The sequence below is a fragment of the Mycobacterium riyadhense genome (assembly GCF_963853645.1).
In the GTDB taxonomy this organism is placed as follows: domain Bacteria; phylum Actinomycetota; class Actinomycetes; order Mycobacteriales; family Mycobacteriaceae; genus Mycobacterium; species Mycobacterium riyadhense.
In genome coordinates, this window is the sequence record NZ_OY970456.1 from 5,797,665 (window position 1) to 5,824,344 (window position 26,680).

26 protein-coding genes, 1 tRNA gene and 5 pseudogenes are annotated in these 26,680 nt (G+C 65.4%); 11 read left to right on the forward strand and 21 right to left on the reverse strand.

The genetic code is table 11. From position 1 onward, the window contains the following. Position 1 precedes the first annotated feature (1 nt). From AADZ78_RS25445 to AADZ78_RS25465, 5 genes and pseudogenes are all read right to left on the reverse strand, one after another. A pseudogene (locus tag AADZ78_RS25445) lies at positions 2–238 on the reverse strand (IS607 family transposase); the annotation flags it as partial. A 184-nt stretch (positions 239–422) separates the two neighbouring features. After that, positions 423–2,138 carry a dipeptide ABC transporter ATP-binding protein gene (locus AADZ78_RS25450; RefSeq protein WP_085251805.1) on the reverse strand — a complete coding sequence of 572 codons (1,716 nt, stop codon included), beginning with the start codon at positions 2,136–2,138 and terminating at the stop codon, positions 423–425. Beyond that, complete coding sequence (locus tag AADZ78_RS25455; RefSeq protein WP_085251804.1) at positions 2,135–2,998, reverse strand: ABC transporter permease; 864 nt, start codon at positions 2,996–2,998, stop codon at positions 2,135–2,137. Before AADZ78_RS25455 ends, AADZ78_RS25450 begins: the two co-directional genes overlap by 4 nt. Further along, positions 2,991–3,917: an ABC transporter permease gene (locus AADZ78_RS25460; protein ID WP_085251803.1), complete on the reverse strand. Its 927-nt coding sequence runs from the start codon at positions 3,915–3,917 to the stop codon at positions 2,991–2,993. Before AADZ78_RS25460 ends, AADZ78_RS25455 begins: the two co-directional genes overlap by 8 nt. A 1-nt stretch (position 3,918) precedes the next feature. After that, positions 3,919–5,547, reverse strand: coding sequence for a peptide ABC transporter substrate-binding protein (locus AADZ78_RS25465; protein WP_085251802.1), 1,629 nt, complete (start codon positions 5,545–5,547; stop codon positions 3,919–3,921). A gap of 51 nt (positions 5,548–5,598) precedes the next feature. On the opposite strand from AADZ78_RS25465, the gene acs reads away from it, so the two are divergent. After that, positions 5,599–7,545, forward strand: coding sequence for an acetate--CoA ligase (acs, locus tag AADZ78_RS25470; protein ID WP_085251801.1), 1,947 nt, complete (start codon positions 5,599–5,601; stop codon positions 7,543–7,545). On the opposite strand, the pseudogene AADZ78_RS29305 reads toward acs, so the two are convergent. The 3 genes and pseudogenes from AADZ78_RS29305 to AADZ78_RS25475 all read right to left on the reverse strand — a co-directional run. Continuing rightward, a pseudogene (locus AADZ78_RS29305) lies at positions 7,514–7,618 on the reverse strand (hypothetical protein); the annotation flags it as partial. The gene acs and the pseudogene AADZ78_RS29305 overlap by 32 nt on opposite strands. Further along, positions 7,611–7,697, reverse strand: a pseudogene (locus tag AADZ78_RS29310) (hypothetical protein); the annotation flags it as partial. The pseudogenes AADZ78_RS29305 and AADZ78_RS29310, both read right to left, overlap by 8 nt. Before the next feature lie 67 nt (positions 7,698–7,764). After that, positions 7,765–8,460: a S1 family peptidase gene (locus AADZ78_RS25475; RefSeq protein ID WP_085251800.1), complete on the reverse strand. Its 696-nt coding sequence runs from the start codon at positions 8,458–8,460 to the stop codon at positions 7,765–7,767. A gap of 205 nt (positions 8,461–8,665) precedes the next feature. On the opposite strand from AADZ78_RS25475, the gene AADZ78_RS25480 reads away from it, so the two are divergent. Beyond that, positions 8,666–9,181 (forward strand): phage holin family protein, encoded by a 516-nt coding sequence (locus tag AADZ78_RS25480; RefSeq protein ID WP_085251824.1) that lies wholly within the window; start codon positions 8,666–8,668, stop codon positions 9,179–9,181. Then, positions 9,182–10,138 (forward strand): alpha/beta fold hydrolase, encoded by a 957-nt coding sequence (locus AADZ78_RS25485; RefSeq protein ID WP_085251799.1) that lies wholly within the window; start codon positions 9,182–9,184, stop codon positions 10,136–10,138. Here AADZ78_RS25485 and marP read toward each other — a convergent pair. The 4 genes from marP to nth are packed head-to-tail and all read right to left on the reverse strand — an operon-like array spanning position 10,131 to position 13,496. Further along, on the reverse strand, positions 10,131–11,324 hold the full coding sequence (gene marP, locus AADZ78_RS25490) for an acid resistance serine protease MarP (protein WP_139828880.1): 1,194 nt from the start codon (positions 11,322–11,324) through the stop codon (positions 10,131–10,133). The genes AADZ78_RS25485 and marP overlap by 8 nt on opposite strands. 5 nt (positions 11,325–11,329) lie before the next feature. Beyond that, complete coding sequence (locus AADZ78_RS25495; protein WP_204079019.1) at positions 11,330–12,118, reverse strand: NUDIX hydrolase; 789 nt, start codon at positions 12,116–12,118, stop codon at positions 11,330–11,332. Continuing rightward, a complete protein-coding gene (locus AADZ78_RS25500) occupies positions 12,115–12,759 on the reverse strand; it encodes a TlpA family protein disulfide reductase (RefSeq protein WP_204081735.1) in 645 nt (214 codons plus the stop codon). Before AADZ78_RS25500 ends, AADZ78_RS25495 begins: the two co-directional genes overlap by 4 nt. Beyond that, positions 12,759–13,496, reverse strand: a complete 738-nt coding sequence (nth, locus tag AADZ78_RS25505; protein WP_085251822.1) for an endonuclease III — start codon at positions 13,494–13,496, stop codon at positions 12,759–12,761. Before nth ends, AADZ78_RS25500 begins: the two co-directional genes overlap by 1 nt. Positions 13,497–13,600: 104 nt before the next feature. Here nth and AADZ78_RS25510 point away from each other — a divergent pair, with 104 nt between their 5' ends. Both AADZ78_RS25510 and crp read left to right on the forward strand, forming a co-directional pair. Next, positions 13,601–13,954, forward strand: coding sequence for a hypothetical protein (locus AADZ78_RS25510; RefSeq protein ID WP_085251796.1), 354 nt, complete (start codon positions 13,601–13,603; stop codon positions 13,952–13,954). A 95-nt stretch (positions 13,955–14,049) separates the two neighbouring features. Next, positions 14,050–14,724, forward strand: coding sequence for a cAMP-activated global transcriptional regulator CRP (gene crp, locus AADZ78_RS25515; RefSeq protein WP_085251795.1), 675 nt, complete (start codon positions 14,050–14,052; stop codon positions 14,722–14,724). Positions 14,725–14,799: 75 nt separating this feature from the next. Here crp and AADZ78_RS25520 read toward each other — a convergent pair whose 3' ends face one another. From AADZ78_RS25520 to AADZ78_RS25530, 3 genes are read right to left on the reverse strand one after another with little or no spacing between them, the layout of a single operon-like run. Further along, positions 14,800–15,597: an MBL fold metallo-hydrolase gene (locus tag AADZ78_RS25520; protein ID WP_085251794.1), complete on the reverse strand. Its 798-nt coding sequence runs from the start codon at positions 15,595–15,597 to the stop codon at positions 14,800–14,802. A gap of 6 nt (positions 15,598–15,603) precedes the next feature. Further along, complete coding sequence (locus tag AADZ78_RS25525; RefSeq protein WP_085251793.1) at positions 15,604–16,068, reverse strand: RidA family protein; 465 nt, start codon at positions 16,066–16,068, stop codon at positions 15,604–15,606. An 8-nt stretch (positions 16,069–16,076) separates the two neighbouring features. Beyond that, positions 16,077–16,238, reverse strand: coding sequence for a DUF4177 domain-containing protein (locus AADZ78_RS25530; RefSeq protein ID WP_003419736.1), 162 nt, complete (start codon positions 16,236–16,238; stop codon positions 16,077–16,079). 76 nt (positions 16,239–16,314) lie between these two features. Here AADZ78_RS25530 and AADZ78_RS25535 point away from each other — a divergent pair, with 76 nt between their 5' ends. Both AADZ78_RS25535 and AADZ78_RS25540 read left to right on the forward strand, forming a co-directional pair. After that, positions 16,315–17,340 (forward strand): ArsA-related P-loop ATPase, encoded by a 1,026-nt coding sequence (locus tag AADZ78_RS25535; protein WP_085251792.1) that lies wholly within the window; start codon positions 16,315–16,317, stop codon positions 17,338–17,340. After that, positions 17,337–18,497, forward strand: coding sequence for an ArsA family ATPase (locus tag AADZ78_RS25540; protein WP_085251791.1), 1,161 nt, complete (start codon positions 17,337–17,339; stop codon positions 18,495–18,497). The genes AADZ78_RS25535 and AADZ78_RS25540 overlap by 4 nt, the downstream gene beginning before the upstream one ends. 260 nt (positions 18,498–18,757) lie before the next feature. On the opposite strand, the gene whiB4 is transcribed toward AADZ78_RS25540, so the two are convergent. Continuing rightward, positions 18,758–19,114, reverse strand: a complete 357-nt coding sequence (gene whiB4, locus AADZ78_RS25545) for a transcriptional regulator WhiB4 (RefSeq protein ID WP_085251790.1) — start codon at positions 19,112–19,114, stop codon at positions 18,758–18,760. A 358-nt stretch (positions 19,115–19,472) separates the two neighbouring features. On the opposite strand from whiB4, the gene ponA2 reads away from it, so the two are divergent. The 4 genes from ponA2 (at position 19,473) to AADZ78_RS25565 (ending at position 24,150) form a co-directional block, all read left to right on the forward strand. Beyond that, positions 19,473–21,899: a transglycosylase/D,D-transpeptidase PonA2 gene (gene ponA2, locus AADZ78_RS25550; protein ID WP_085251789.1), complete on the forward strand. Its 2,427-nt coding sequence runs from the start codon at positions 19,473–19,475 to the stop codon at positions 21,897–21,899. A 57-nt stretch (positions 21,900–21,956) separates the two neighbouring features. Beyond that, on the forward strand, positions 21,957–22,913 hold the full coding sequence (locus AADZ78_RS25555; protein WP_085251788.1) for a metallophosphoesterase: 957 nt from the start codon (positions 21,957–21,959) through the stop codon (positions 22,911–22,913). After that, entirely contained in the window at positions 22,910–24,016 is a 1,107-nt protein-coding gene (locus tag AADZ78_RS25560; RefSeq protein WP_085251787.1) for a PLP-dependent cysteine synthase family protein, read from the forward strand. The genes AADZ78_RS25555 and AADZ78_RS25560 overlap by 4 nt, the downstream gene beginning before the upstream one ends. A 60-nt stretch (positions 24,017–24,076) precedes the next feature. Continuing rightward, a tRNA-Pro gene (locus tag AADZ78_RS25565) sits at positions 24,077–24,150 on the forward strand. A 66-nt stretch (positions 24,151–24,216) separates the two neighbouring features. On the opposite strand, the gene AADZ78_RS25570 is transcribed toward AADZ78_RS25565, so the two are convergent. From AADZ78_RS25570 to AADZ78_RS25590, 5 genes and pseudogenes are all read right to left on the reverse strand, one after another. After that, entirely contained in the window at positions 24,217–24,699 is a 483-nt protein-coding gene (locus tag AADZ78_RS25570; RefSeq protein ID WP_085251786.1) for a PIN domain nuclease, read from the reverse strand. Further along, on the reverse strand, positions 24,696–24,920 hold the full coding sequence (locus tag AADZ78_RS25575; protein WP_085251785.1) for a FitA-like ribbon-helix-helix domain-containing protein: 225 nt from the start codon (positions 24,918–24,920) through the stop codon (positions 24,696–24,698). Before AADZ78_RS25575 ends, AADZ78_RS25570 begins: the two co-directional genes overlap by 4 nt. Positions 24,921–25,186: 266 nt before the next feature. Continuing rightward, a complete protein-coding gene (locus AADZ78_RS25580; protein ID WP_169726360.1) occupies positions 25,187–25,582 on the reverse strand; it encodes a barstar family protein in 396 nt (131 codons plus the stop codon). A gap of 117 nt (positions 25,583–25,699) precedes the next feature. Beyond that, positions 25,700–25,963: pseudogene (locus AADZ78_RS25585) on the reverse strand (ribonuclease domain-containing protein); the annotation flags it as partial. Between the two features lie 23 nt (positions 25,964–25,986). Then, positions 25,987–26,634 (reverse strand): annotated as a pseudogene (locus AADZ78_RS25590) (hypothetical protein); the annotation flags it as partial. Positions 26,635–26,680: the final 46 nt, after the last annotated feature.

Here is a 26,680-nt window from a genome sequence, read left to right on the forward strand (position 1 = left end):
CTTAGGCCGCCTCGCGTTCCCCGGCGTCAGTAGCCGCCGCCACCGCCCGCCGAGCACGGTTGGCAGCAGCGGGTTTGCCGTTGAGCCGCGCGCACATCGCAGTCGGGATCTCGGTCATGTCCCGTACCAGGTCGACCCCGGCTGAGTCGACCACGACCAACTCATGGCCCTGGGCGGCGAGTGCGGCTTCTACGTACTCAGAGCCAAACCGGCAGGACCGGTCTCGGTGCTCCACCACGCGCGCAACACCGTTGCGCTCAGCCCACGCCGCCAGATTCATGCCGTTATTCCTACAACACGCCACTGACAACTAACGACCACTCAGACCGCAACAGCTGCCAACCCTATCGGCGATCGCAAACGCGGCGAAGCCGGGTGCTGGGGGCACGTCCCGCTTGCGGGGGACGGGTCGCCGACATTGTCTATCGGGAAGCCGCCGAGGCGCCGGGAATGGCCGCCAGCAACTGTTGGGTGTACTCGTGACGGGGCCGGGTGAACACCTCTTCGGTGGGCGCATGTTCCAGCACCCGGCCGGCGCGCATCACCAGAACATCGTCAGCGATCTGCCGAACCACCGCCAGATCGTGGCTTATGAACAGGTAGGTCAAGCCCAGGCTGGCCTGCAGTTCGGCCAGCAGATCCAAAATCTGCGCCTGAACCAAAACGTCGAGCGCCGAGACCGCCTCGTCACACACCAGCACGTCGGGCCGCAGCGCCAATGCCCGGGCGATCGCGACCCGTTGTCGCTGTCCGCCCGACAGCTCGCGGGGCAGCCTGCCCAGCGCCGACGTCGGTAGCCCAACTTGCTCGACGAGCTCACGCACCGCTTGCCGGCGCTGGTTGCGGTCACCGACCCGGTGGATGCGCAACGGCTCCTCGATGGCGCGAAATACCGAGTACATGGGATCCAGGCTGCTGTAGGGGTTCTGGAACACCGGCTGCATGCGACGGCGGAAGGCCAACATCTCATCCCGGTCCAGCTTGTCGATCTGGTTGCTGTCGAAAACGACTGTGCCCGAAGTCGGTTGCAGCAGACCAAGAACCATTCGCGCGAGCGTGGACTTCCCCGAACCCGACTCCCCCACGATGGCCAGGGTGCTCGCTCGTCGCAGCCGAAACGACACCCGGTCGACGGCACGAAACTCCACCCGTCGCCATGGCGCGCCGCGAGACTCGCGGTAGATCTTGGTCAGCTCGGAAACGACCAGAATGTCGTCGTGCCCGCCCGCGTGCTCGGCAGCCTGGGCCGCCACCCGCGACCGGATTTGAGCCGCTCGCTTGTCACGAGCGGTGAACGACGGCGCCGCGGCTACCAGTCGGCGGGTGTACTCATGCCGGGGATCACGCAGGATCGCTCGCGCCGCACCGGATTCCACAACTACTCCGCGGTGGATGACCACCACGGCTTCGGCGCGTTCGGCGGCCAGCGCCAAATCGTGAGTGATCAGCAGCAACGCGGTGCCCAATTCATCGGTGAGCCGCTGCAAATGATCGAGAACCTGACGCTGCACCGTCACGTCCAGCGCCGACGTCGGCTCATCGGCGATCAGCAGCCGCGGCCTGCCCGCCAACCCGATCGCGATCAAGGCCCGCTGACACATGCCGCCTGACAACTGGTGTGGATAGCGGCCCGATTGCTTCGCCGGATCCGCCATACCGGCCTCGGCCAATAACTGTACGGCCCTTCGCCGCGCATCACGGCTATCGGTGCCCCACGGTCGCGACCCGCTACACCCGGCTTCGCCGCGCTTGCGATCGCTCCTGTTGGCCCGCAACGCTTCCCGGATTTGAAAGCCGACCGTCCATACCGGGTTGAGGTTGGTCATCGGATCCTGCGGCACATACCCGATCTCACGGCCTCTGATAGACCGGAGGACACGCTGGTCGGCCTTCCGATCAGCTGAAGCTATGTCACGCCCGTCGAAAGTGATGCGGCCGGCCGTAATTCGTCCGCCGGGTGACAGCAAGCCCAGGATCGCGGCGGCCGTGGTCGACTTCCCCGATCCCGATTCGCCCACCACGGCCACGGTCTGACCACGGCCCACGGTCAGATCTACTCCGCGAACCACGGGCTCATTAGAGCCGAACCTGACTTCTAAGCCCTCCACTGACAACAGTGGCAACGCAGCGCGGCTCATGCTCGCCACGCCCGTGAAGCCGGATCCAGCGCATCCCGCAGCGCGTCACCCATCATCATGAAAGCCAGCACCGTAATTGCCAGCGCCCCAGCGGGATAGAACAGTATCGTCGACCCCGCACGCAGCCGGGTCTGCGCCACATTGATGTCGCCGCCCCAGGACACCACTGACGTCGGCAGCCCGACTCCGAGGTAGGACAACGTCGCTTCGGTGACGATAAAGATACCCAGGGCAATGGTGGCGACCGCGACCACCGGCCCCAGGGCGTTGGGCACCACGTGCCGCAGCAGTATCCGAAACCCGTTCAACCCCAACGCCTTAGCCGCTAGAACATAATCACTGGCCCGCACCTCCAGCACCGAACTGCGGGCGATCCTGGCCACTTGCGGCCATCCGAACAAGGCCAAAATGGCGATCACCGTCCACACCGTGCGGTGATGCAAGACCTGCATGAGCACGATCGCGGCCAACAACAACGGTAATCCGAAAAACACATCGGCAATGCGCGAAATCAGGGCGTCGACCCAGCCGCCGTAGAACCCGGCCAATGCGCCCAGCGCCCCTCCGACGACGAAAGCGACCAGCGTGGCTCCCAACCCAACCGTGATCGAGGCCCGCGCACCATAGACGGTGCGCGCGTAGATGTCGTGGCCCTGCAGGTCGGTCCCGAACCAATGCGCCGCCGACGGCGCCAGCATGCTCTGGCTGGGATCTGCATAGGTTGGATCGGCTGCGGTGAACGTCGCCGGAAACGCCGCAACCACGAGAATGAACAGAATCATCACGGCGGCGACGACAAACTTGGGCCGTCGGCGCAGTCCGCGCCAAGTCTCGCCCCAAAAACCGCTGTGCTCAGCCATATCGGATCCGCGGGTCCAGGGCCGCGTACAGCAGGTCCACCAACAGATTGGTGATCAGATAAATCAACACCAGCACCGTCACGATCGACACCACCGTCGGCGCCTCCTGTCGGGTGACCGCCTGATACAGCACCCCGCCGACGCCGTGGATGTTGAAGATGCCTTCGGTCACAATGGCTCCGCCCATCAGCGCCCCGAGATCAGCGCCCAAGAACGTCACCACCGGGATCAGCGAGTTTCGCAAAATGTGCACCGTCACCACCCGCGGCCGAGACAACCCCTTGGCGGTGGCGGTGCGGACGTAATCGGCGTGCGCGTTGGCGGCCACTGCCGAGCGAGTCAACCGCACCACGTACGCGAATGACACCGCGCCCAAAACGATCCCGGGCAGCAACAGTCGGGCGAAGGTCGCTCGTCCACCCACTGTCACCGGCGCGAGTCCCAACCAAACTCCGAAGACGAATTGCGCCAAAAATCCCAGCACGAAGATGGGGATCGCGATGATGATGAGTCCGGTGACCAACACGGTGGCATCAAAGACGCCGCGCGTGCGCAGGCCGGCGATCACGCCGAAGCCGATCCCCAGCACCGACTCCACCGCAAGTGCGATCAGCGCGAGCCTGATGGTGACCGGAAATGCATGTGCTAGAACGGCACTGACCGGCAGCCCGGAATAGGCACGACCCAGGTCGCCGTGCAGTAGGCCGCCAAGATAGCGCAGGTACTGCAGCAGGAACGGATCGTCGAGGTGGTACCGGGCACGCAGCTGGGCGGCGACCGCGGGGCTCAGCGGCCGGTCGCCTGCGAGCGCGGCAATCGGGTCTCCGGGCAGCAGAAAGACCATGCCATAGATCAGCAGCGTGGCTCCGAAGAATACCGGCACCATCACGGCGACCCGGCGAACCACGTACCAAATCATCTCAGCCCTTGACGATGTTCTCGTAGTCGGGCAGTCCGTTCCAGGTGACCGTGACGTTGCTGACCTCGGCCGACCAACCCACTACGCTGACGTAGTCCCACAGCGGCACGACTGGCATGTCGTGCAACAGGATTCGCTGCGCGACGTTGGCCAGCGCATCGGCCTCCCGCAGATTGGGCGCGGCCTCGGCGGCAGCCAGCGCCGCGTCGAACTCACGACTGGAGTAGCCGACGTCGTTGGATCCCGCTCCGGTGGTATACAGCGGGGCGAGGAATTCGATCATCGACGGGTAGTCGCCCTGCCATCCGGAGCGGAATGCGGTGTCGATGGTGCGGTTGGTGATCTGAGTGCGTAAGCCCGCGAAGGTCGGCTGCGGCGCTCCGGCCGCGTCGATTCCCAAGACGTTCTTGATGCTGTTGGCCACCGCATCCACCCACTCCTGATGACCGCTGTCAGCGTTGTAGGCGATCGCGTACCGGCCGCTCCATGGCGAAATGGCATTGGCTTGCGCCCAAAGTTGGCGGGCCCGTTCGGGATTGAAGTCCAATGCGTCGTTGCCTGGTAGCCTGGGGTCGAATCCGGGCAACGAGCGGGCGGTGAAATCGCGTGCGGGACTGCGGGTGCCGGCGAATATCTGCTGGCAGATCTGCGGGCGGTTGATGGCAGCCGACAGCGCCAACCGGCGCAGCCGGCCCTCCTCGCCACCGAAATGCGGCAGCCGCAGCGGGGTGTCGAGTGACTGGTTCATCGCTGCGGGCCCGCTGGTGGCGTTGTCGCCCAGGTCGCGCCGGTAGATCGTCAGCGCACTCGATGGAATCGTGTCCAGCACATCGAGATTGCCGGATAGCAGGTCGGAATACGCGGTATCCAGGTTGGCGTAGAACTCGAACCGCAGGCCCTTGTTGTGGGGTTTCCGATTGCCGTGGTACTCGGGGTTGGGCACCAGGTCAATATTGACGTTGTGCTCCCAGGCTGGCCCATCGGCGCCATCGTCGAGCTGGTAAGGCCCGTTGCCAATGGGGTGACGGCCAAACGCCGCCATGTCCCGAAACGCCGCGTCCGGCAGCGGATAGAACGCGGTGAAGCCCAGGCGCAACGTGAAGTCGATGGTCGGCGCCTTAAGCCGCACGGTGAACTCGAGATCATTGATCACCTGGAGTCCGGACATGGTGGTCCGCTTTCCGTTGGGCGGGTCGGCAACCTCGGCAACGTCTTCATATCCCGCGATCGGACTGAAGAAGTGCTGCTGCAGTTGAGCATTGGAGCTCAGCGCCCCGTAATTCCACGCGTCAACGAACGAATGGGCCGTCACGGCCGAGCCGTCGGTGAACTTCCAGCCCGGTTTGAGGGTGATTCGGTAGTTGAGGTTGTCGACGGTCTCGATCGACTGGGCAACCTCCAGGGACGGTTTGCCGGCGGCATCGTAGGACATCAGGCCGGCGAACAGGCGATCGATGATCCGAGCGCCGTTGCTGTCGTTGGTGCCGGTCGGGATCAACGGGTTGGGCGGTTCGCCGCCGTTGACGACCACCGCATCCGGGCTCAGCACACCGCCGCCGCAACCGACGACCGGTGCGACCGCCAGCAGTCCGACGGTGATGGCGGCCAGCGTGGCCCAGATCCGGCGCATGAAAGCGACCCTAGAGCCTCTCATCGCCTCGCACCGCTAGGCTCTCAACACGTGACCGACGACACTACCGAAAGCCCGTCGGCCTATCCTCCGCCGGAGCACTTCGTCGAGCAGGCGAACGCTCGCGCCGAGTTGTATCGCGAAGCCGCGGAAGACTGGCTGGCTTTCTGGGCCAAGCAGGCCAACCGGCTGTCCTGGGCCACACCGTTCACCGAGGTGCTGGACTGGTCAGACGCGCCGTTCGCCAAGTGGTTCGTCGGCGGCAAGCTCAACGTCGCATACAACTGCGTCGATCGCCACGTCGAGGCCGGCCACGGCGATCGGGTCGCCATCCACTGGGAAGGCGAGCCCACAGGCCACCGCCGCACGCTGACCTATGCCGATCTGCGGGCACAGGTGTGCAAAGCGGCCAACGCGCTGACCGACCTGGGTCTGGTCGCCGGTGACCGCGTCGCGATCTACCTGCCGTTGATCCCCGAGGCCGTGATCGCGATGCTGGCCTGCGCGCGGCTGGGAATCATGCACAGTGTCGTCTTCGGGGGCTTCGCGGCGCACGCGCTGCAGACACGTATCGCCGACGCCCAAGCCAAACTCCTGATCACCAGCGACGGACAATTCCGCCGCGGCAAGCCGGTTCCGCTGAAGGATGCCGCCGACGAGGCGGTCTCTGCCCCAGACAGCCCGATCGAGCACGTTCTGGTGGTGCGGCGCACCGGAATTGACGTGTCCTGGAACGACGCCCGCGACCTGTGGTGGCACGATGTCGTCGACCCGGCCGCACCCGAACACACCCCCGAACCGTTCGACGCCGAACACCCGTTATTCCTGCTCTACACATCGGGAACGACCGGCAAGCCCAAGGGCATCGTGCACACCAGCGGCGGCTATCTCACCCAGTGCTGCTATACGGTCCACACCATTTTCGACGTCAAACCCGACAGCGACGTGTTCTGGTGCACTGCCGATATCGGCTGGGTCACCGGGCACACCTACGGCGTCTACGGCCCGCTGGCCAACGGGATCACCGAGGTGCTCTATGAGGGCACACCCAACACCCCCGATGAACACCGGCATTTCCAGATCATCGAAAGGTACGGCGTCACAATCTATTACACGGCCCCCACCCTCATTCGTACCTTTATGAAGTGGGGCCGTGAGATTCCCGACGCGCACGACCTGTCCAGCCTGCGGCTGTTGGGGTCGGTGGGCGAGCCGATCAACCCGGAGGCGTGGCGCTGGTACCGCGAAGTCATTGGCGCGGACCGTGTTCCGGTGGTCGACACCTGGTGGCAGACCGAGACGGGCTCGGCGATGATCTCGCCGCTGCCGGGAGTCGCTGTGACCAAACCCGGTTCGGCAATGGCGGCACTGCCTGGAATCTCGGCCAAGATCGTCGACGACCATGGCGACCCGCTAGAGCCGGGCGGCGACAAGGACGTCAGCGGATACCTGGTCCTGGACAGGCCGTGGCCCTCGATGCTGCGCGGCATTTGGGGGGACCCGGAGCGGTATCGGGAAACGTACTGGTCCAAGTTCGCCGACAAGGGTTTCTATTTCGCCGGCGACGGCGCCCGTTTCGACGCCGACGGCGCGATCTGGCTATTGGGCCGCATCGACGACGTGATGAATGTGTCGGGGCACCGCATCTCCACGGCCGAGGTGGAATCGGCACTCGTCGGTCACGGCGGGGTGGCCGAGGCCGCGGTGGTCGGAGTTGCCGACGACACCACCACGCAGGCCATCTGTGCGTTCGTGGTGCTCCGCGCTAACTGCGAACCCAACGACTCGACTGTCGACGAACTGCGCACCCATGTCGCTCGGGAGATCTCGCCGATCGCCCGGCCGCGTGAGGTCCACGTCGTGCCGGAGCTGCCCAAGACCCGTAGCGGCAAGATCATGCGCCGGCTATTGCGCGATGTTGCCGAAAACCGCGACCTGGGCGACACGTCCACGCTGCTCGATCCCAGCGTGTTCGACGCGATCCGGGCCGCGAAGTAGCTAGCTCACGCGGCGATCGCAAGCGCGGCGGAGCCGGGCGCTGGGGGTACCTCCCGCTTGCGGGGGACGGGTCGCCGCCGACCGACACGCGGCGATCGCAAGCGCGGCGGAGCCGGGCGCTGGGGGTACCTCCCGCTTGCGGGGGACGGGTCGCCGCCGACCGACACGCGGCGATCGCAAGCGCGGCGGAGCCGGGCGCAGCGGGTCGCCGCCGACCAGCTACGTCCCCACCGGGACGAATCCCGAACCCGGCCGGTTCTTTTCGTTGATGTCGGCCAGGTCCGCGTTGAACGACATCACCACTGCCGGGGTGTGCAGCGGGATGTACTTGGTGACGCACGTGGGCAGGTTTTCGCTGAACGCGCCGTGGATCATCCCGACCAGCAGATTGTCAACCGTCACCGGCGCACCGGAGTCTCCCGGTCCCCCGCAGACCTGCATCAGGATGCTGCCCGGGTCCTGGCCCGGTCCCCAGGTGACGCCGCACGAGTTGCCGGTGGTGCGCCCCTGCTTACAGGCGATCTGCCCGAAAGTCGGGTCCGGGCCGATGCCGTTGATGGCAAAGCCGTTGAAGTTGGCCACCGGTGTCACCTTGGCCGGATCGAACTTGATCACCGCGTAGTCGAGGGCGTCATTGCCGGCAACCATCGTGCCTACCGGGGGATTGTTCCCCGGACCCTCGGCGGCGACGGGTGCGCCCGGTCCCCCACAGTGCGCGGAGGTGAAGCCGATGAGATCGCCGAACTTGTCGTGGCCGATGGCGGTCAGGGTGCACAGCGTGCCCCCATTGACCACGATGCCGGCACCGCCGCCCAACGGGACCTTGTCGTCGGCAGCCGCGGTATTCGCCGGCAGGGATACCAGTGCCCAGAGCGCGGCAACGATCGCCGCGCAGCTGCGGAGCGCCGTCTGCAAAGTGGTACCCCCGTCGAGTGGTAGGACAGCGTAGGACAGCTGCGCCAGTCTAAATGATCATCGCCGAAGGTCGGTTGCGTGTGAAATGGCCGCAAGCGTCAATTTTGCGGACGGCCTGCACGGGGTTCCGCCGGGCCCCGGATCGCATGGCAACATAAACCGCGGCGACTGCGAACCGCGGCCAGTTGAACCGAGAGGACCGTCTGTGAGCAAACCTGATCGCAACAGCGGTGTGCCCAGCACGCTGACCACGATTCCGCTGGCCGACCCACACGCCGGACCTGCTGAGCCGTCGATCGGTGACCTGATCAAAGACGCGACAACTCAAATGTCGACGCTGGTGCGTGCCGAGGTCGAACTGGCCCGCGCCGAGATTACCCGTGACGTGAAGAAGGGGCTAACCGGCAGCGTTTTCTTCATCTCCGCGCTGGTGATCCTGTTCTACTCCACGTTCTTTTTCTTCTTTTTCCTCGCCGAGCTCTTGGACACCTGGATCTGGCGCTGGGTGGCGTTCCTCGTCGTGTTCGCGATCATGGTGGTAGTCACCCTGGTGCTGGCCCTGTTTGGGTTCTTGAAGGTCCGCCGGATCCGTGGACCGCGGCAGACCATCGAATCGGTCAGGGAGACGCGCGAAGCGCTCACCCCAGGCCATGACAAGTCCGGGCCCCCGAAGGCGATCACGTCAGACGGCAGGCCGCCGACCGACCCCTCAGGTTGGTAAATGCCAGCACCAGATCCGTCGGTGACGCGGATCGACGGGCCGTGGCGCCATCTGGATGTGCACGCCAACGGCATCCGGTTCCACATCGTTGAGGCGGTAACTGACGACGCCCAGCCGGCCGCGACCCGGCCGCTGGTCATCCTGCTGCATGGGTTCGGCTCGTTCTGGTGGTCGTGGCGTCACCAGCTGCGCGGACTGACCGGGGCGCGAGTGGTCGCGGTCGACCTGCGCGGTTATGGCGGCAGTGACAAACCACCTCGCGGCTACGACGGCTGGACCCTGGCCGGCGACACCGCCGGACTCATTCGTGCGCTCGGCCACTCGTCGGCGACCTTGGTCGGCCACGCCGACGGCGGACTGGCTTGTTGGACCACCGCGCTGCTGCATTCCCGGCTGGTGCGCGCCATCGCCCTGATCAGCTCACCGCACCCCGCCGCGCTACGCCGAACCACGCTGCTGCGGCGCGATCAGGGACGGGCATTGCTACCAACGCTGCTGCGCTACCAGATTCCCATCTGGCCGGAACGCTTGCTGACTCGCGATAACGCCGACGAGATCGAACGCCTGGTCCGCAGCCGTAGTTGCGCCAAATGGCAAGCCGGCGAAGACTTTTCGGAGAGCATCGGCTATCTGCGGCAGGCCATCCAGATCCCGGGGGCCGCGCACTGCGCGCTGGAGTACCAGCGCTGGGCGGTGCGCAGCCAGCTGCGCGGCGAAGGCCGGCGATTCATGCGATCGATGATTGCCCAGCTTGGCATCCCGCTGCTCCACCTACGCGGTGACCTCGATCCCTACGTACTGGCTGTGGCGGTCGAGCGCACTCAGCGTTACGCGCCGCACGGCCGTTACATATCCATTGCCGGCGCAGGACATTTCAGCCATGAAGAGGCGCCCGACGACGTCAACCGGCATCTGGTCCGGTTTCTCGAGCAGGTGCACGGATCCCGGCTCAGCTGACGCAGGCGCCGGTGCCCACCTGCTGGGTCGCGCCGATCTTGGCCAGCTGGCCCGCCACCTCGGTGGCGGTCAACACGAAGCCGGTGTCGGGGTCATCGACCGCCGCGCCGAACACCACCCCGAGCACCTGACCGTTGAGATCGATCAACGGTCCACCCGAATCACCTTGTTCCACAGTGGCTCTGATGGTGTAGACGTCGCGAGTGACCGGCTGTGGACTCCGGTAGATGTCGGGGCCGCTGAGCTTGATGGCCTCACGAATCCGGGCCGGGGTCGCAGTGAAGTTACCACCGCCGGGATAGCCCATCACCACCACACTGGTGCCGGTTTTCGCCTCGGTTTCGGCGAACGTCAGCGGCGGTGGCGGCAGGTTGGGGACGTCCAGGATCGCGATGTCGACCGACGGGTCATAGGACACCACGGTCGCGTCGAAGGGCTTGCCGCTGGCGTACACCGAGACGCTGTTGGATCCGGCCACCACATGCGCGTTCGTCATCACCCGATCCGGTGCTATCACAAACCCACTGCCCTCCAACACCTTCTGGCAACTGGGTGCCAGGCTGCGGACCTTGACGACACTGGGCGCGGTCGCCAGCACGACCGGGCTGTTCGCCAGCTCCGGGTCCGGTGAGGCGACCGGGATGACCGGGGTGCGGCTGAACGGCTCTAGCACCGCCGGCAGGCCGGAGGTGTTCAGCAGCGCCGACAACCGCTTGGGCACCGACTTCAGCCAGGTGGGCGCCACGTCGTTGACCTGAGCGAGTACCCGCGAACCGCGGACCGCGGCAGCCAGCTCGGGCTGGTCCTTCGACTGCGTCAGCGGCGTCGCTAGCAACCAGGCCGCGGTCAGCACCACGACGAGCTGCACTCCCACCCCGATGACCGAGTCGATGGCACGGACCGGCCGGTTGCGGATTGCGCCGCGCACCGCCCGTCCCAGCACCACACCGGCGACCTCACCGACGACGACCAGCGCCAGTATCAAAAAGAGCGCGGTGAACAATTTGGCTCGCGGTGCGGCGATGTGGCTGACGATGTGCGGCGCCAACAGCACGCCGGCTATCGCGCCCAGCAGCACACCCGCAAACGACAGCGTTGAGCCCAGTGCGCCCGAACGCCAGCCGGATACCGCCGCGATGAAGGCGACCGCCAAGACCGCGATATCCAGCCACTGCGACGGGGTCATCGAATTCATCGCAACCCACCACCTTCGCCGACCAGCATCATCGCGTCGTCCAGCTCACGGACATCGCTGGTGTCCCAATGTTGGGCCCAGCCGGCGACGTCGAGCACCGCAGAAATCACCTGGCCAGTGAATCCCCACACCAGCATCTGGTTCAACAGAAACGCCGGACCGGCCCAGCGGCGACTCAGGCTGCCGCGGTACACCATCAGCCGGTTGGCCGGATTGATGAAGGCACGCACCGGAACCCGTGTCACGATCGCCGTCTCGGCCTCGTTGACAACATGCACCGGCCCGGGATCCGGCGAATACGCCAGCACGGGCACGACGTGGAACCGGGAGGGCGCGATGAACGTCCGCTCCATGGTGGCCAGCGGGTGGAGCCGTCCCACGTCAACGCCGGTCTCCTCGTGCGCTTCCCGAAGGGCGGTGGCCACGGGCCCGTCGTCCGCGGGATCGGATGTGCCACCGGGGAAGGCGGCCTGGCCAGCGTGGTGACGCAGGGTCGAGGCCCGCACCGTCAGCAGCAGGTCGGCATCGTCGGGCAGACCGCCGTTGGCCGGCCCGTCCACCGGGCCCGAGAACAGCACCAGAACGGCGGCGTCGCGGCCGTCGCGGCTTAACGAGGCTGTTGCTCGCGCGGCAGTCACCATGGCCAGCACGTCGGCGGGCAACCGGCGCCGAAACGCGTCAGGTACCTGATCGACGTTGTCGACGAGCGGGCGCAGCCACGACGGGCCCAGCTCAGGAGTCAAGGCGACCGCAGCACTCACCGGCGCCTCCCTCCGGCTAGTCACCCCACCTGGTTTCCGACGGCGGCCGCGATCTCGTCGGCACTACGGAAAGCCCGCGGCAGCGTCTGGGCCACGCTACCGTCCGGCCGCAGCACCACGGTTGCGGGCATCACATTTGCCACCCGCAGCGCCGCCGCTACCTTACGACGGCCGTCCTGCAGCGTGGGCAGCCGAACGCCGAGATCGGCCAACCGCAGCAGGGCGGCCGTCTCGTTCTCGTCCTGATGCACAGTCACCACCATCACCTCGGACCCGATCCGTCGCTGATACTCGGCCATCGCCGGCAGCTCGGCCGTACACGGCGCGCACCAGTATGCCCACAAATTGATGACCACCCGGCGGCCGGCCAGCGCCCGCGCGACGTCGACCGGCGAGCCGTCCGCCGCGCATTCCACCACCACATCCCGCAGCGCTACCGGCCCGGAATTCTGGCCCGCGGGGCAGGGCGGCAGGTTCGCGCGCTGCCGCGGTCCGGCCAGCGCTGCCGGGGTGTCGGCGTCGCGGTGTTCACGTGCGGCGGGTGCCTGGGTGATGGAACTGGGTGGGGAACTATCTCGCAGCTGGCCCATCAGCGCCACGATCAGCGCGGCCACGACGGCCAGGATCGCGATGGTCCAGCGGGTCCTCCCGGTCAACCGCGATATCACAGCCCAGCCAGAGCCAGCAGGTGCTCAGTTTCCGGGCCCTGAACCAGCGGTGCGGCAAGCAACGGTTCGGTGGGACCGAGCCCGTACGAGGGACAGTCTTTGGCGAGCAGGCACACCCCGCACGCCGGTTTGCGGGCGTGGCACACCCGGCGGCCGTGAAAGATCACGCGATGGCTAAGCAAGGTCCACTCCTTGCGCTCGATGAGTTCGCCGACCGCATGCTCCACCTTGATCGGGTCCTCTTCAGCGGTCCAGCGCCACCGTCGCACCAACCGTCCGAAATGGGTGTCGACGGTGATGCCGGGGACGTTGAAGGCATTTCCCAGGATGACGTTGGCCGTCTTGCGCCCCACCCCGGGCAGCGTGACCAGCTCATCCATGGTGGCGGGCACCTCGCCGTCAAACCTCTCGACGAGGGCTTGCCCGAGGCCGATGAGCGCCGTCGCCTTGTTGCGGTAGAAGCCAGTGGGGCGGATGAGACCTTCGAGCTCGGTGCGGTCCGCTCGCGCGTAATCCAGCGCCGTCTTGTATCGCGCGAATAATGCCGGCGTTGTCAAGTTCACCCGTTTGTCGGTGCTCTGCGCGGAAAGGATGGTGGCCACCGCAAGCTCGAGTGGCGAGGTGAAATCAAGCTCGCAGTACACGTGCGGGAATGCCTGTGCCAGCGCACGATTCATTCGGCGCGCCCGTCGCACCAAGCCGGTTCGGGTTTCGGTGGCCCAGCGGCCGGCGATACCGAGTCCGGATGCGGCTGACCTTGCCTTTGAGCTCCTGGACGACTTGGCCGCTGTCACCTACGACAGAGTACTGATTTCGTGATCTCTCTGAGACCTTAACCATGTTTACTCTCCTTGTGTCATGGTTGCTGGTGGCCTGCATTCCAGCGCTGCTGATGCTGGCGACGCTCTGGCTCGGCCGGCTGGAAAAGGCGCTCGCCCACGACACGGTTACAGCGAGCGACGTCGCAAAGTTTTTGGAGCAGGCCGAGGCCGTGGATCTGCACACGCTGGCCCGGGAGGGGATGCCGGAGGCGATGGATTACCTGCATCGCCGCCAAGCCCTGGGCTTGGCGGCGGCCCCAGCTCCCAAAACCCTCACCGGGGGGCGACATCGCGCCGAGCCCGCCTTCGCCGGTGACCATTCCCAGAGCAATCCACCGTTGACGGTGACGCGACACGTCAATCGTGTGTAGCGTTGGCAGGTCGGACCGTTTGGCCTACCTTTAGACTCGTGTCGGTCTTGAGGGGTTCTGCCCGTATTAATTCGTTGGAAAGCTGAAGAGGCAACGTGGACGAGATCCTGGCGAGGGCAGGAATCTTCCAGGGGGTTGAGCCCGCCGCAGTCGCCGCCCTGACCAAACAACTGCAGCCGGTCGACTTCCCCCGTGGACATACGGTATTCGCTGAGGGTGAGCCGGGCGATCGGCTGTACATCATCGTCGCGGGAAAGGTCAAGATCGGTCGCCGCTCACCAGACGGCCGGGAAAATCTGCTGACCATCATGGGTCCGTCGGACATGTTCGGCGAGTTGTCGATCTTCGACCCGGGGCCGCGAACTTCGAGCGCGACGACGATTACCGAGGTGCGGGCGGTGTCGATGGACCGCGACGCGCTGCGGGCATGGATTGCCGATCGCCCTGAAATCGCCGAGCAGCTATTGCGGGTACTCGCTCGCCGGTTGCGTCGCACCAACAACAACCTGGCTGACCTGATCTTCACTGACGTGCCCGGCCGGGTGGCCAAGCAGTTGCTGCAGCTCGCCCAGCGATTCGGCACCCAGGAAGGGGGCGCGATGCGGGTCACCCACGACCTGACGCAGGAGGAGATCGCCCAGCTAGTTGGCGCTTCTCGGGAGACGGTGAACAAGGCGCTGGCCGACTTCGCCCACCGCGGCTGGATTCGTCTGGAGGGCAAGAGCGTGCTGATCTCCGACTCCGAACGCCTGGCCCGCCGAGCGAGGTAGCTTTCTCACGCCGAGCAGACGCAAAATTGCCCTGGAACCAGCGTTCCAGGGCGATTTTGCGTCTGCTCGCCCTACTTAGCCGCGTAGGTAGTTCAGCTGCACCTGCACCGACCACTCGGCCGCATCCCAAAGCTTCTCGTCGACGTCGACATAGACGTGTGCGACGATCTGGCGGGCCGTGGCTTCCTCGCCCAGATCCCGCAACGCTGAGCGCACCTGCTCGAGCCGCTCACGGCGATGCGCCAGGTACCCCGATGCGACGGCGCCCAGATCCGGCAGGTCCGGCCCGTGCCCAGGCAACACCGTCCGATCGCCGAGGCCACGCAGCCGCTGCAGCGACTCCATGTAGTCGCTCAGGCTGCCGTCTTCGGAGTCCATGACGGTGGTGCCGCGCCCCAGCACGCTATCCGCCGTCAACACGGCGTCGTCGAGGACGAACGACAGCGAATCGGCGGTGTGGCCGGGTGTCGCCATCACTTTGATCTTCAGGCCGGCCGCATCGATCACCTCGCCATCGACCAGTTCACCCCCGAGGCCCCGCAAGAACCCGCTGCCCGCCGAGCGCACGGTCGCCCCGGTCAGCTCGACCAGCTTGTCGATGCCGTCGGTGTGGTCGCCGTGGCGGTGGCTGATCAACACCAGCGCAATCCGGCCCAACGCGGCAACGCGCTCAATGTGCGCGTCGTCTGGCCCAGGATCGACGATGACCAACTCATCACTGCGCGGCCCGCGCAACACCCAGGTATTGGTGCCCTCCAACGTCAGCAGGCCAGGGTTGTCGGCCAACAGCACAGACGCGGTGTCAGTGACCGGCCGCAGCCGCCCGTATGCGGGATGGGTCAGTGACTCGGCTGTCGCGGCTGTCTCGGACATTGGCCGTTAGCCGACCTCCACGATCAGCTCGACTTCCACCGGAGCGTCCAGCGGCAGCTCGGACACGCCGACGGCCGAACGCGCATGCGTGCCCTGGTCGCCGAAGATTTCGGCCAGCAGGTCGGAGGCCCCGTTGACGACGCTGGGCTGACCGTTGAAACCCGGTGCGGAGGCGACAAACCCAACGACCTTAACCACGCGGGTCACCGCGTCAAGACCCACCACCGAATCCACCGCCGCCAGCGCGTTGAGCGCGCAGAGCCGCGCGAGGGCCTTGCCCTCCTCGGGGTTGACGTCGGCACCGACCTTGCCGGTCCGGAGCAGTTTTCCGGCCTCGAATGGAAGCTGGCCGGCGGTGTATACCAAGTTGCCGGTACGCACCGCCGGAACGTAAGCCGCCAGCGGCGCCACCACTTGCGGAAGCGTCACACCGAGCTGCCCAAGCCGGGCCTTCCACGATCCCGCGTTCATTAACCCTCCTACTTCGGGCGCTTCAGGTAAGCGACGTGCTGCTCGCCGGTGGGCCCGGGCAGCACCGCCACCAGCTCCCAGCCATCGGCACCCCACTGGTCGAGGATCTGTTTGGTGGCATGGGTGAGCAGCGGAACGGTGGCGTATTCCCATGCGGTCGGTTGGGTCATGACGCGAGCTTATCCGTCGGATTTCACCGCCTCCGGCCAGCCCGGTGGCCACCCAGATCGGTAGGGCTAGCATGCGATGGTGGCAAACACCTCTAGCGGCGCTGGTGCCGTCGGCTGGCCGTCGCGCTTGTCGAAGGCCCGCCTGCATTTTGTGACGGGCAAAGGCGGTACCGGCAAATCGACGATTGCGGCGGCGCTGGCGCTGACCCTGGCAGCGGGGGGCCGCAAAGTTCTACTGGTAGAAGTCGAAGGGCGCCAAGGGATTGCGCAACTTTTCGACGTCCCGCCCCTGCCGTACCAGGAGCTCAAGATCGCGACCGCGGAGCGCGGCGGCCAAGTCAACGCGCTAGCAATCGACATTGAGGCCGCGTTCCTGGAATACCTCGACATGTTCTACAACCTCGGCATAGCGGGCCGGGCGATGCGCCGCATCGGTGCGATCGAGTTTGCGACAACGATAGCGCCCGGTCTGCGCGACGTCTTACTCACCGGAAAGATCAAGGAGACGGTGATACGCCTGAACAAGGGGACCAAGAACCCGGTGTACGACGCGATCGTCGTCGACGCACCACCAACCGGCCGAATCACACGCTTCCTGGACGTCACAAAGGCCGTGTCCGATCTGGCCAAAGGGGGCCCGGTGCATTCGCAGGCCGAGGGTGTGGTCAAGTTGCTGCACTCCGACCAGACCGCAATTCACCTGGTGACGCTGCTGGAAGCGCTGCCGGTGCAGGAAACGCTGGAAGCCATTGAGGAGCTTGCCGAGATGGAACTGCCGATCGGCAGCGTCATCGTGAACCGCAATATCCCGGTCTATCTAGAGCCGGAAGACCTGGCAAAAGCCGCGGAAGGCGATGTCGATGCGGACTCGGTTCGGGCCGGTTTGGCCACGGCCGGAATCAAGCTCTCCGACGCCGACTTCGCCGGTCTGCTGACTGAGACCATCGAGCACGCCACCCGAATCGCCGCGCGCGCCGAGACCGCGCAACAACTCGACGCCTTACACGTGCCGCGGCTGGAATTACCGACGATCTCTGACGGCGTCGACCTTGGCAGCCTCTACGAACTCTCGGAATCGCTTGCACATCAGGGGGTTCGATGAGCGTTACACCGCAACCCCTCGATATGGCCGCAATCTTGGCCGATACATCCAACCGAGTTGTGGTGTGCTGCGGCGCGGGCGGTGTCGGCAAGACAACCACCGCGGCGGCGATGGCGTTGCGTGCCGCCGAATACGGCCGAACCGTAGTCGTTTTGACAATCGACCCGGCTAAGCGGCTGGCACAAGCGTTGGGTATCAACGACCTTGGCAACACACCACAACGCGTGCCGCTCCCGCCAGAAGTCCCCGGCGAGCTGCACGCGATGATGCTCGACATGCGGCGGACGTTCGACGAAATGGTGATCCAATACTCCGGATCCCAACGGGCACAGGCGATTCTGGATAACCAGTTCTATCAGACCGTCGCCACATCACTTGCCGGAACGCAAGAGTACATGGCCATGGAGAAACTCGGTCAGTTGCTAGCGCAGGACCGCTGGGACCTGGTGGTAGTGGACACTCCGCCGTCACGTAACGCGCTGGACTTCTTGGACGCACCAAAACGCCTGGGCAGCTTTATGGATAGCCGGCTTTGGAGGTTGCTACTCGCGCCTGGCCGCGGCATCGGGCGATTGGTAACCGGCGCAATGGGATTGGCCATGAAGGCACTATCGACAATTCTCGGTTCACAGATGCTGGCGGACGCGGCGGCATTCGTGCAGTCGCTGGACGCCACCTTCGGCGGGTTCCGTGAGAAGGCCGATCGCACCTACGCGCTATTGAAGCGGCGCGGCACTCAGTTCGTGGTGGTTTCGGCGGCCGAGCCCGATGCACTGCGCGAGGCGTCCTTCTTCGTCGACCGGCTATCACAGGAAGGGATGCCGCTTGCGGGGCTGGTCTTGAACCGCACCCACCCGACGTTGTGTGCATTGCCGGTCGAGCGGGCGATCGACGCCACCGAAACGTTGGAGACGGAGAGGGCCGGCTCGCATCCCGCGGCCCTGACGGCAGCCGTGCTGCGGATTCATGCCGACCGTGGACAGACGGCCAAGCGCGAAGTCCGGCTGCTGTCTCGCTTCACGGGAGCCAACCCCCATGTACCCGTCATCGGGGTGCCGTCGCTACCGTTTGACGTCTCTGACCTGGAGGCGCTGCGCGCACTCGCTGACCAGCTTGCTCCCCTGGGTGATGATGCGGGCCGCGCAGCGGCCCGCTGAGGAGCCGACGAATCACGCCCCCGCCGGCGAACGATGCGGGCCGCGCAGCGGCCCGGTCAATCTACTTGCGTTCGTCGACCGAAAGTGCAGCGCATCGGCCGATTAGGAACTAATGTATTGGACACCTGCCAATCGCTGTTGGAGCGCTACCCAGCCAGAGGTTGTCCGCAAACCGGTAGATGTAACAGAAATGTAATGACGAATACGCCTGCCGGACACCTCACAGCTAATCAGATGGCGTAAGGAAAATTCGCGCAGAATCAGCCGGCGGTGCCGGTGCGGCGCTTGCGCTTTTCGAAGTAGTCCGACCACGAGACCACCTCTGGGTGCTGCTTGAGGAGGGCCCTGCGCTGACGCTCGGTCATACCGCCCCACACGCCGAATTCCACCTTGTTGTCAAGGGCGTCCGCCCCGCATTCCTGCATCACCGGGCAGTGACGGCAGATCACCGCCGCCTTGCGTTGTGCAGCTCCACGCACAAACAGTTCGTCTGGGTCCGTGGCCCGGCACAATGCCTTCGACACCCACGCGATGCGCTCTTCGGCGTCGACACTGCGGAGAACGTTCTGTGCGGCCACAAGGTTCGTCCTTCGAGCGGCCGGACGTGTTCCTGACACGAGCTGATCCCTTCCTCCCGGTCGCCCTTGCGACCGCCCTCCTCGAGCTCCAGCCGATGTTGCGATCGTCGCCACATCATGCATATCGCTGTTACCTGTATCTCACTGCCTATACAAGTTAGGTGGTCAGGTGGCAATTGCGCAACAGTCCGATAACGGTTTTTTTGGGACGGGCGTCCCGACTTGCGCGGGCCGGCCGGGGAAAACGCGTCTCCTTGGTCCCGTTTCGTGGCCCTGAGCTGTGATGTCGCTGAAAATTTTGGTTGGCCTCTGGCGGCGCTCAGGTTTGTGTGCTCCAAAAGATTTTTTTCGGCGCAGCGGCGTGGGAGCGCGCCGGCGTGTCGCTACTGTAGTACGCATGCCCGAGCGCCCCCCGGTGGTTCTTACTCTGCTGAAGCTCGCCGGGTGCTGTCTGCTCGCTAGTGTCGTCGCCGCCGCGCTGATGTTCCCCTTCGCGGGCGGACTTGGCCTCATGTCGAATCGCGCCTCCGAGGTCGTCGCCAACGGCTCGGCCCAGCTGCTCGAGGGCGAAGTGCCGGCGGTATCGACGATGGTCGACGCGAAGGGCAACACGATCGCCTGGCTGTACTCGCAGCGCCGGTTCGAGGTGCCGTCGGACAAGATCGCCAACACCATGAAGCTGGCGATCGTCTCGATCGAGGACAAGCGGTTCGCGGATCACAACGGCGTGGACTGGAAGGGCACCCTGACCGGCCTGGCCGGCTACGCGTCCGGCGATCTCGACACCCGCGGCGGTTCGACCATCGAGCAGCAGTACGTGAAGAACTACCAGCTGCTGGTAACGGCCCAGACCGATGCCGAGAAGCGTGCGGCCGTCGAAACCACCCCGGCGCGCAAGCTGCGCGAGATCCGCATGGCGCTCACGCTGGACAAGACCTTCACCAAACCCGAGATCCTGACCCGCTACCTGAACCTGGTGTCATTCGGCAACAACTCGTTCGGTGTCCAGGACGCGGCGCAGACCTACTTCGGCGTCAACGCGATCGACCTGAACTGGCAGCAGGCCGCGCTGTTGGCGGGCATGGTGCAGTCCACCAGCACGCTCAACCCGTACACCAACCCCGAAGGCGCGTTGGCCCGGCGGAACTTGGTGCTGGACACCATGATCGAGAACATCCCCCAAGAGGCCGACGCACTGCGCGCCGCCAAAGCTCAGCCGCTGGGGATATTGCCGCAGCCCAACGAGCTCCCCAGAGGCTGCATCGCCGCCGGTGACCGCGCCTTCTTCTGCGACTACGTCCAGGAGTACTTGTCTCGCGCCGGGATCAGTAAGGAACAGGTGGCTCGGGGTGGCTATCTGATCCGCACCACGCTGGACCCCGACGTGCAGGCGCCGGTGAAAGCGGCCATCGACAAATTCGCCCCGCCCACCCTGGCCGGCATCTCCAGCGTGATGAGCGTGATCAGGCCGGGTAAGGATGCGCACAAGGTGCTAGCGATGGCCAGCAACCGCAAGTACGGGCTGGACACCGAAGCCGGTGAAACCATGCGACCACAGCCGTTCTCGTTGGTCGGCGACGGCGCCGGGTCCATCTTCAAGATCTTCACCACGGCCGCCGCTATGGACATGGGCATGGGCATCAACGCCAACCTCGACGTGCCGCCCCGGTTCCAGGCCAAGGGGTTGGGCAGCGGCGGGGCCAAGGGCTGCCCCAAGGACACCTGGTGCGTGGTCAACGCCGGTAACTACCGCGGGTCGATGAACGTGACCGACGCGCTAGCCACCTCGCCCAACACCGCATTCGCCAAGCTGATCTCGCAGATCGGGGTCGGGCGCGCGGTGGACATGGCCATCAAACTCGGGCTGCGGTCCTACGCCAATCCCGGTACCGCCCGCGATTACAACCCCGATAGCAATGAGAGCCTGGCCGACTTCGTCAAGCGGCAGAACATCGGTTCGTTCACCCTGGGGCCCATCGAGGTCAATGCGCTGGAACTGTCCAACGTCGCGGCGACGCTGGCGTCCGGCGGCATGTGGTGCCCACCCAGCCCGATCGACAAGCTGATCGACCGCAACGGCAACGAGGTCGCCGTCACCACCGAGACCTGCGATCAGGTGGTGCCGGAGGGTCTGGCCAACACCCTTGCCAACGCGATGAGCAAAGACGCGGTGGGCAGCGGCACCGCTGCTGGTTCGGCGGGCGCGGCCGGCTGGGACCTGCCGATGTCGGGCAAGACGGGTACCACCGAGGCCCACCGGTCATCTGGCTTCGTCGGCTTCACCAACCGCTACGCGGCGGCCAACTACATCTACGACGACTCCACCAATCCAACGGACCTGTGTTCCGGTCCGCTGCGCCACTGCGGCAGCGGTGACCTCTACGGCGGCAACGAACCGGCCCGCACCTGGTTCACCGCAATGAAGCCGATCGCGACTAACTTCGGCGAGATACATTTGCCGCCAACCGATCCGCGCTATGTCGACGGCTCACCGGCTTCGCGGGTGCCGAGCGTGGCCGGTCTGGATGTTGACCAGGCTCGACAGCGCTTGAAGGACGCCGGTTTCCAGGTCGCCGACCAACCCAACTCCGTCAACAGCTCCGCGAAGTACGGCGAGGTGGTCGGAACGACGCCCAGCGGCCAGACAATTCCGGGTTCGATCGTGACGATCCAGATCAGCAACGGCATCCCGCCGCCTCCGCCTCCGCCACCGGAGGGTGCGCCACCGGAGGTGGTGGGATCGCAGGTCATCGAGATTCCCGGCCTGCCGCCGATCACCATTCCGCTGCTGGCACCGCCGCCACCGCCGGCGCCACCTCCGTAGGCCTGGAAGCGGCAGAGAACGCGCGGCCAGTCCCCGATCGGCAGTAGGCTGCCTGGCATGGCTGCTCTGCCCATCGTGTTACGCACAGGTGCCGTCGCGCTCGGCTCGGCGGTTGCCGGCATCGGTTACGCCGCGTTCGTCGAGCGCAACGCGTTCGTCCTGCGTGAGGTGACCATGCCGGTCTTGTCGCCGGGCTCCACGCCACTGCGGGTGCTGCATATCAGCGATCTCCATATGCTGCCCAACCAGCGCCGCAAGCAGGCCTGGTTGCGCGAGCTGGCGAGCTGGGAACCCGATCTGGTGGTCAACACCGGCGACAACCTGGCGCATCCCAAGGCGGTGCCCGCGGTGGTCCAGACCCTCGGCGAGCTGCTGTCGCGCCCGGGCGTCTTCGTCTTCGGCAGCAATGACTACTTCGGGCCGCGTCTGAAAAACCCGATGAACTACCTGACCAACCCGGAGCACCGGGTCCGCGGCGAGCCGCTGCCCTGGCAGGACCTGAGGGCGGCATTCACCGAACGTGGATGGCTCGACCTCACCCACACTCGCCGCGAGTTCGAGGTGGCCGGGCTGCACATTGCCGCCGCGGGTGTGGACGACCCGCACATCGACCGGGACCGCTACGACACCATCGCGGGCCCGGCAAGCGCGGCGGCCAACCTGCGGCTGGGGCTAACCCATTCGCCGGAGCCACGGGTGCTGGACCGTTTCGCCGCCGACGGCTACCAGCTGGTGATGGCCGGCCACACCCACGGCGGGCAGCTGTGCCTGCCGTTCTATGGGGCTCTGGTGACCAACTGCGGCCTGGACCGTTCCCGGGCCAAGGGAGCGTCTCGGTGGGGTGCAACCATGCGGCTGCATGTTTCCGCCGGGATCGGCACCTCACCGTTTGCACCGGTGCGGTTCTGCTGTCGGCCGGAGGCGACCCTGTTGACGTTGATTGCCGCCCCGACGGGCGGCCGAGATTCGACCAGGAACCTGGGCCGTTCACAACCAACCGCTTCGGTGCGTTGAGCGATCGGGCCCGCATCGCGGTCCGTAGCCAGTCCCGCAGCTGGACGGACAACGCAATCCGATTGATCGAAGCCGACACGCGGCGCAGCGCCGACACCCACTTGCTGCGCTACCCGCTGCCTTCGGCTTGGGGCACCGACGGGAACGTCGAGCTGTACCTCAAGGACGAGACGACGCACATCACCGGCAGCCTCAAGCACCGGCTGGCGCGCTCGCTGTTCCTCTACGCGCTGTGTAACGGGTGGATCGAGGAAGGCACCACCGTAGTCGAGGCGTCGTCGGGTTCGACGGCGATCTCCGAGGCCTATTTCGCGGCCCTGCTCGGTCTGCCGTTCATCGCCGTGGTACCCGCGGCGACCAGCGCTTCCAAGATTGCGCTGATCGAATCGCAAGGTGGCCGTTGCCATTTCGTAGAGAATTCCAGTCAGGTCTACGCCGAGGCCGCGCGTCTTGCGGCGGAGACCGGCGGGCACTACCTCGACCAGTTCACCAACGCCGAGCGCGCCACCGACTGGCGCGGCAACAACAACATCGCCGAGTCGATCTACATACAGATGCGGGAAGAACAACATCCGATCCCGGACTGGATCGTGGTCGGCGCCGGCACCGGCGGAACCAGCGCGACGATCGGCCGCTACATCCGCTACCGGCGGCACATGACGCGGTTGTGCGTTGTGGACCCGGAGAATTCGGCATTCTTTCCCGCCTACGCGGAAGACCGGTACGACATCGTCATGCCCACCTCGTCGCGTATCGAGGGCATCGGCCGGCCGCGGGTGGAGCCGTCATTTCTGCCTGACGTGGTCGACCGCATGGTGTCAGTTCCCGACGCGGCCTCGATCGCCGCCGCTCGCCATGTCAGTGCCGTCCTGGGCCGCCGGGTGGGGCCGTCGACGGGCACCAACGTGTGGGGCGCCTTCGGCCTGCTCGCCGAGATGGTGGCCGAAGGCCGCAGCGGTTCGGTAGTGACACTGCTCGCGGACAGCGGCGACCGCTACACCGACACGTATTTCAACGATGAATGGGTGACCGCTCAGGGGCTCGATCCCACCGGCCCGGCCCAAGCACTGGTGGAGTTCGAACGCTCCTGCACGTGGAACTGACGCCCAGCCTGCGGTTTGGCCAGCCCCCCGGCCAGTGCGATAGGCTGTCGTGGCTTCAAGCGGGGTGTGGCGCAGCTTGGTAGCGCGCTTCGTTCGGGACGAAGAGGCCGTGGGTTCAAATCCCGCCACCCCGACTCTCATCAGAGCAGATTAGAGGGCCTGGCCGTCAATCCGGTGGGGCCCTTTGTCCCACTCCGCAGTCAGTCCGCGGTAGATTCGCGAGCTTGCTCAAGATTGTCCAGCGCGCCCGAACGGCCCCCCTTGGCTGTGCTGGCGTAGGCCAGGCGAGTCGCGGGTTGTCCGGTCACCGCGGTGATGGTGTCGAAGTCGTTGTCGACGTGCAGGATGGTCAACCCGGAAAGCTCGGCGGTGGCCGCAATGATGAGGTCGGGAATTGACGGACCGCGGTGCTGACCCCGATCGGCGAGCAGGATCTGGACTTCCAAGGCGCGGTCCTCAATCTTCGGCGTCAAGTACTCGACTGGCATTGCCGCCAGGGGCGGCTCGCGGAACTCACGGCGCGCGACATCTCCGGATCGGGCCGAATAGCCAATTTCCAGGCGTGTCAAGTTGCTGATGTGGACTAGGCCGCGCTCGATGCGGTTTGCCCACAGGTCCCGATCGGAGCTATGGCCAAGTCGGACCAGGGCCGACTTGTCAATCAGCCACTCCCCTTCGGTCATTCCCCCCATGCCTCGCGCATCAACTCCGCGTCAGCGAGGCCCATAACCGCCTGTCCGAGCCGTTGGAGGTCGTCGGCGGTGACCCGCACGCGTATCGTCCGGGCATCCTGGGCAAGGCGGCGGCGAATGTACTCGACGCGCGACAAGCCCACCTCAGCCGCTCGTGCATCGAGGCCTGCCAGCACGTCATCTGGTATGTCGCGGATCAATACGTCACTCACGGTCGAATGATATCTCCTGATATCATGTCACGTCGAGGCACTTCGGGCCGACAAGTGTGCCCTCCGCCGCAGCGACGGGCTCGGACGGCATTCATCCGTGGAGTCCTCCCGGCGGCAGTTCGACAACCGCCGACTCACTCGTCACATCGACTTCGCCGCGCGGAACACTGGCAAGGACGAGGCGGCCCTACTCCGGCGTTCCGCTCAGCTTGGATGCCCACATGGCCACGTCCAGAAGCCCAGGCGCGCAGGTTTGGACGTTGTGCTCAAACGGAAACTGCCGCGATTTGGATGCCGACGGTTAGCCAACGTTCGCGAACTTCGTGGAGTTGGTCGGCGGGAGCGGAAAGCAATAAGCCGAAGGCCGCTGGCGGGCTGGCTTCGTCGCGGTAGTAATCCCGGTAAAACGGCATTGTGTTGGCGAACCAAGGAAACAGATCGGGTTGTTCAACCAAGAGTAGGTGCGCATCGGTTATGTCAGTGAGGTAGCCAGGAGCGGGCGGCTTTCCGGTAGATGTATTTATCAAGTTATCGAAGTCGCGCATGCAATCATCAAAGGCGTCTCTATTGCGCCCGAACCAAGGCGGGAAGTGCCAGGCTTCGGCGAAGGCGTCGAATAAGGCGTCGAGAGTTTTTGTGCGCGCCCCGGCGATTGTTCGCACCTCGACACCGGCGGGGGGCGCCAACGGCGATGGTGTCTCGGGGTGCACACCCACGCAGGGTCCGTGCTCAGCGGCCTGCGCGAGGAACTCATCTAAGTTCACGTTTGTGTACCATCACTATCGAATCCGGTGAAACGTTCGGTAATGATCAGTGGTATACCACGCCGATCCGTCGCTGCCGGTGATGATGCGCTCGAGGTCGCGGTCCTGGTTCGGAACCTTTGGGTTGACGTCCCACTCTTTGTAGGTAATCGGATTGCCAGATGCGTCCCTGGCTGGCAAAAGTTGTTCGGTGTTGTTGAAAGTACTTCCGCCCTTAGTTCCCGGCGCATTCGCGGCTCCGGGCCATTTTCCAGCATCTACCTCGTTTAGTGTGTCTTGTACATTTTGCGGCGCTGGCGGCTCCCCCGGAGCGGGAGCTGTTGGCTCTCCGCCTTCTACTGGTACACCCAGTTCCCCTAATCGGGCTCTGATTGCAGCTTGTCTTTCAAGGAGAGGACCCTTGTCGGCGATGCAGGCGTCATAGGCTGCCTGCTCGGCAGGACAAACGTGCGCCCGCATCGGGCGTTGTAGCGGGCTATATCTGCGTTGACGGCGTCCCATGCGGCGCGGGCCTGCGCAGCTGTCATGTCTTTCGGGTCGCCCGGCACCGGTGATAGCGGGTCTTGTTTGAAGGTGTGCCGGTCGACGGCCCGGATGTGCGGCTTGTGGTTGCGGGGCGACGGTATCGGTCGCGCCGGCGCGGTTGGGGGTTCGGGGAAACTGACAGCATGAAGGGCTGCGGTGGCGGCACTGATTTTGGCGGCCACTTCGTGTTCCAGCCCAACCAGTTGTGTTGCGCGCCGGCGGATGTCGCCGGCGAATGCTTGCGCTTGGGCCTGACGAGATGCCCGTTCTGCGGCGGTCCGGCTGGTTCGGGTGTCGATGACCGACAGGTCTTCTTCGACGTTGAAGCCGGCATCAAGGGCGTCCTCGACGGCATAGATGACCCTGCGCTGGGCTGCGCCGATTACTCCGGCGCCGTCACGGGCAATCTGGGTCGCCTGCCGCAAATGATCGGCCTTACTGCTAACGATTGCGAGATCGCCGGCGGTTCGC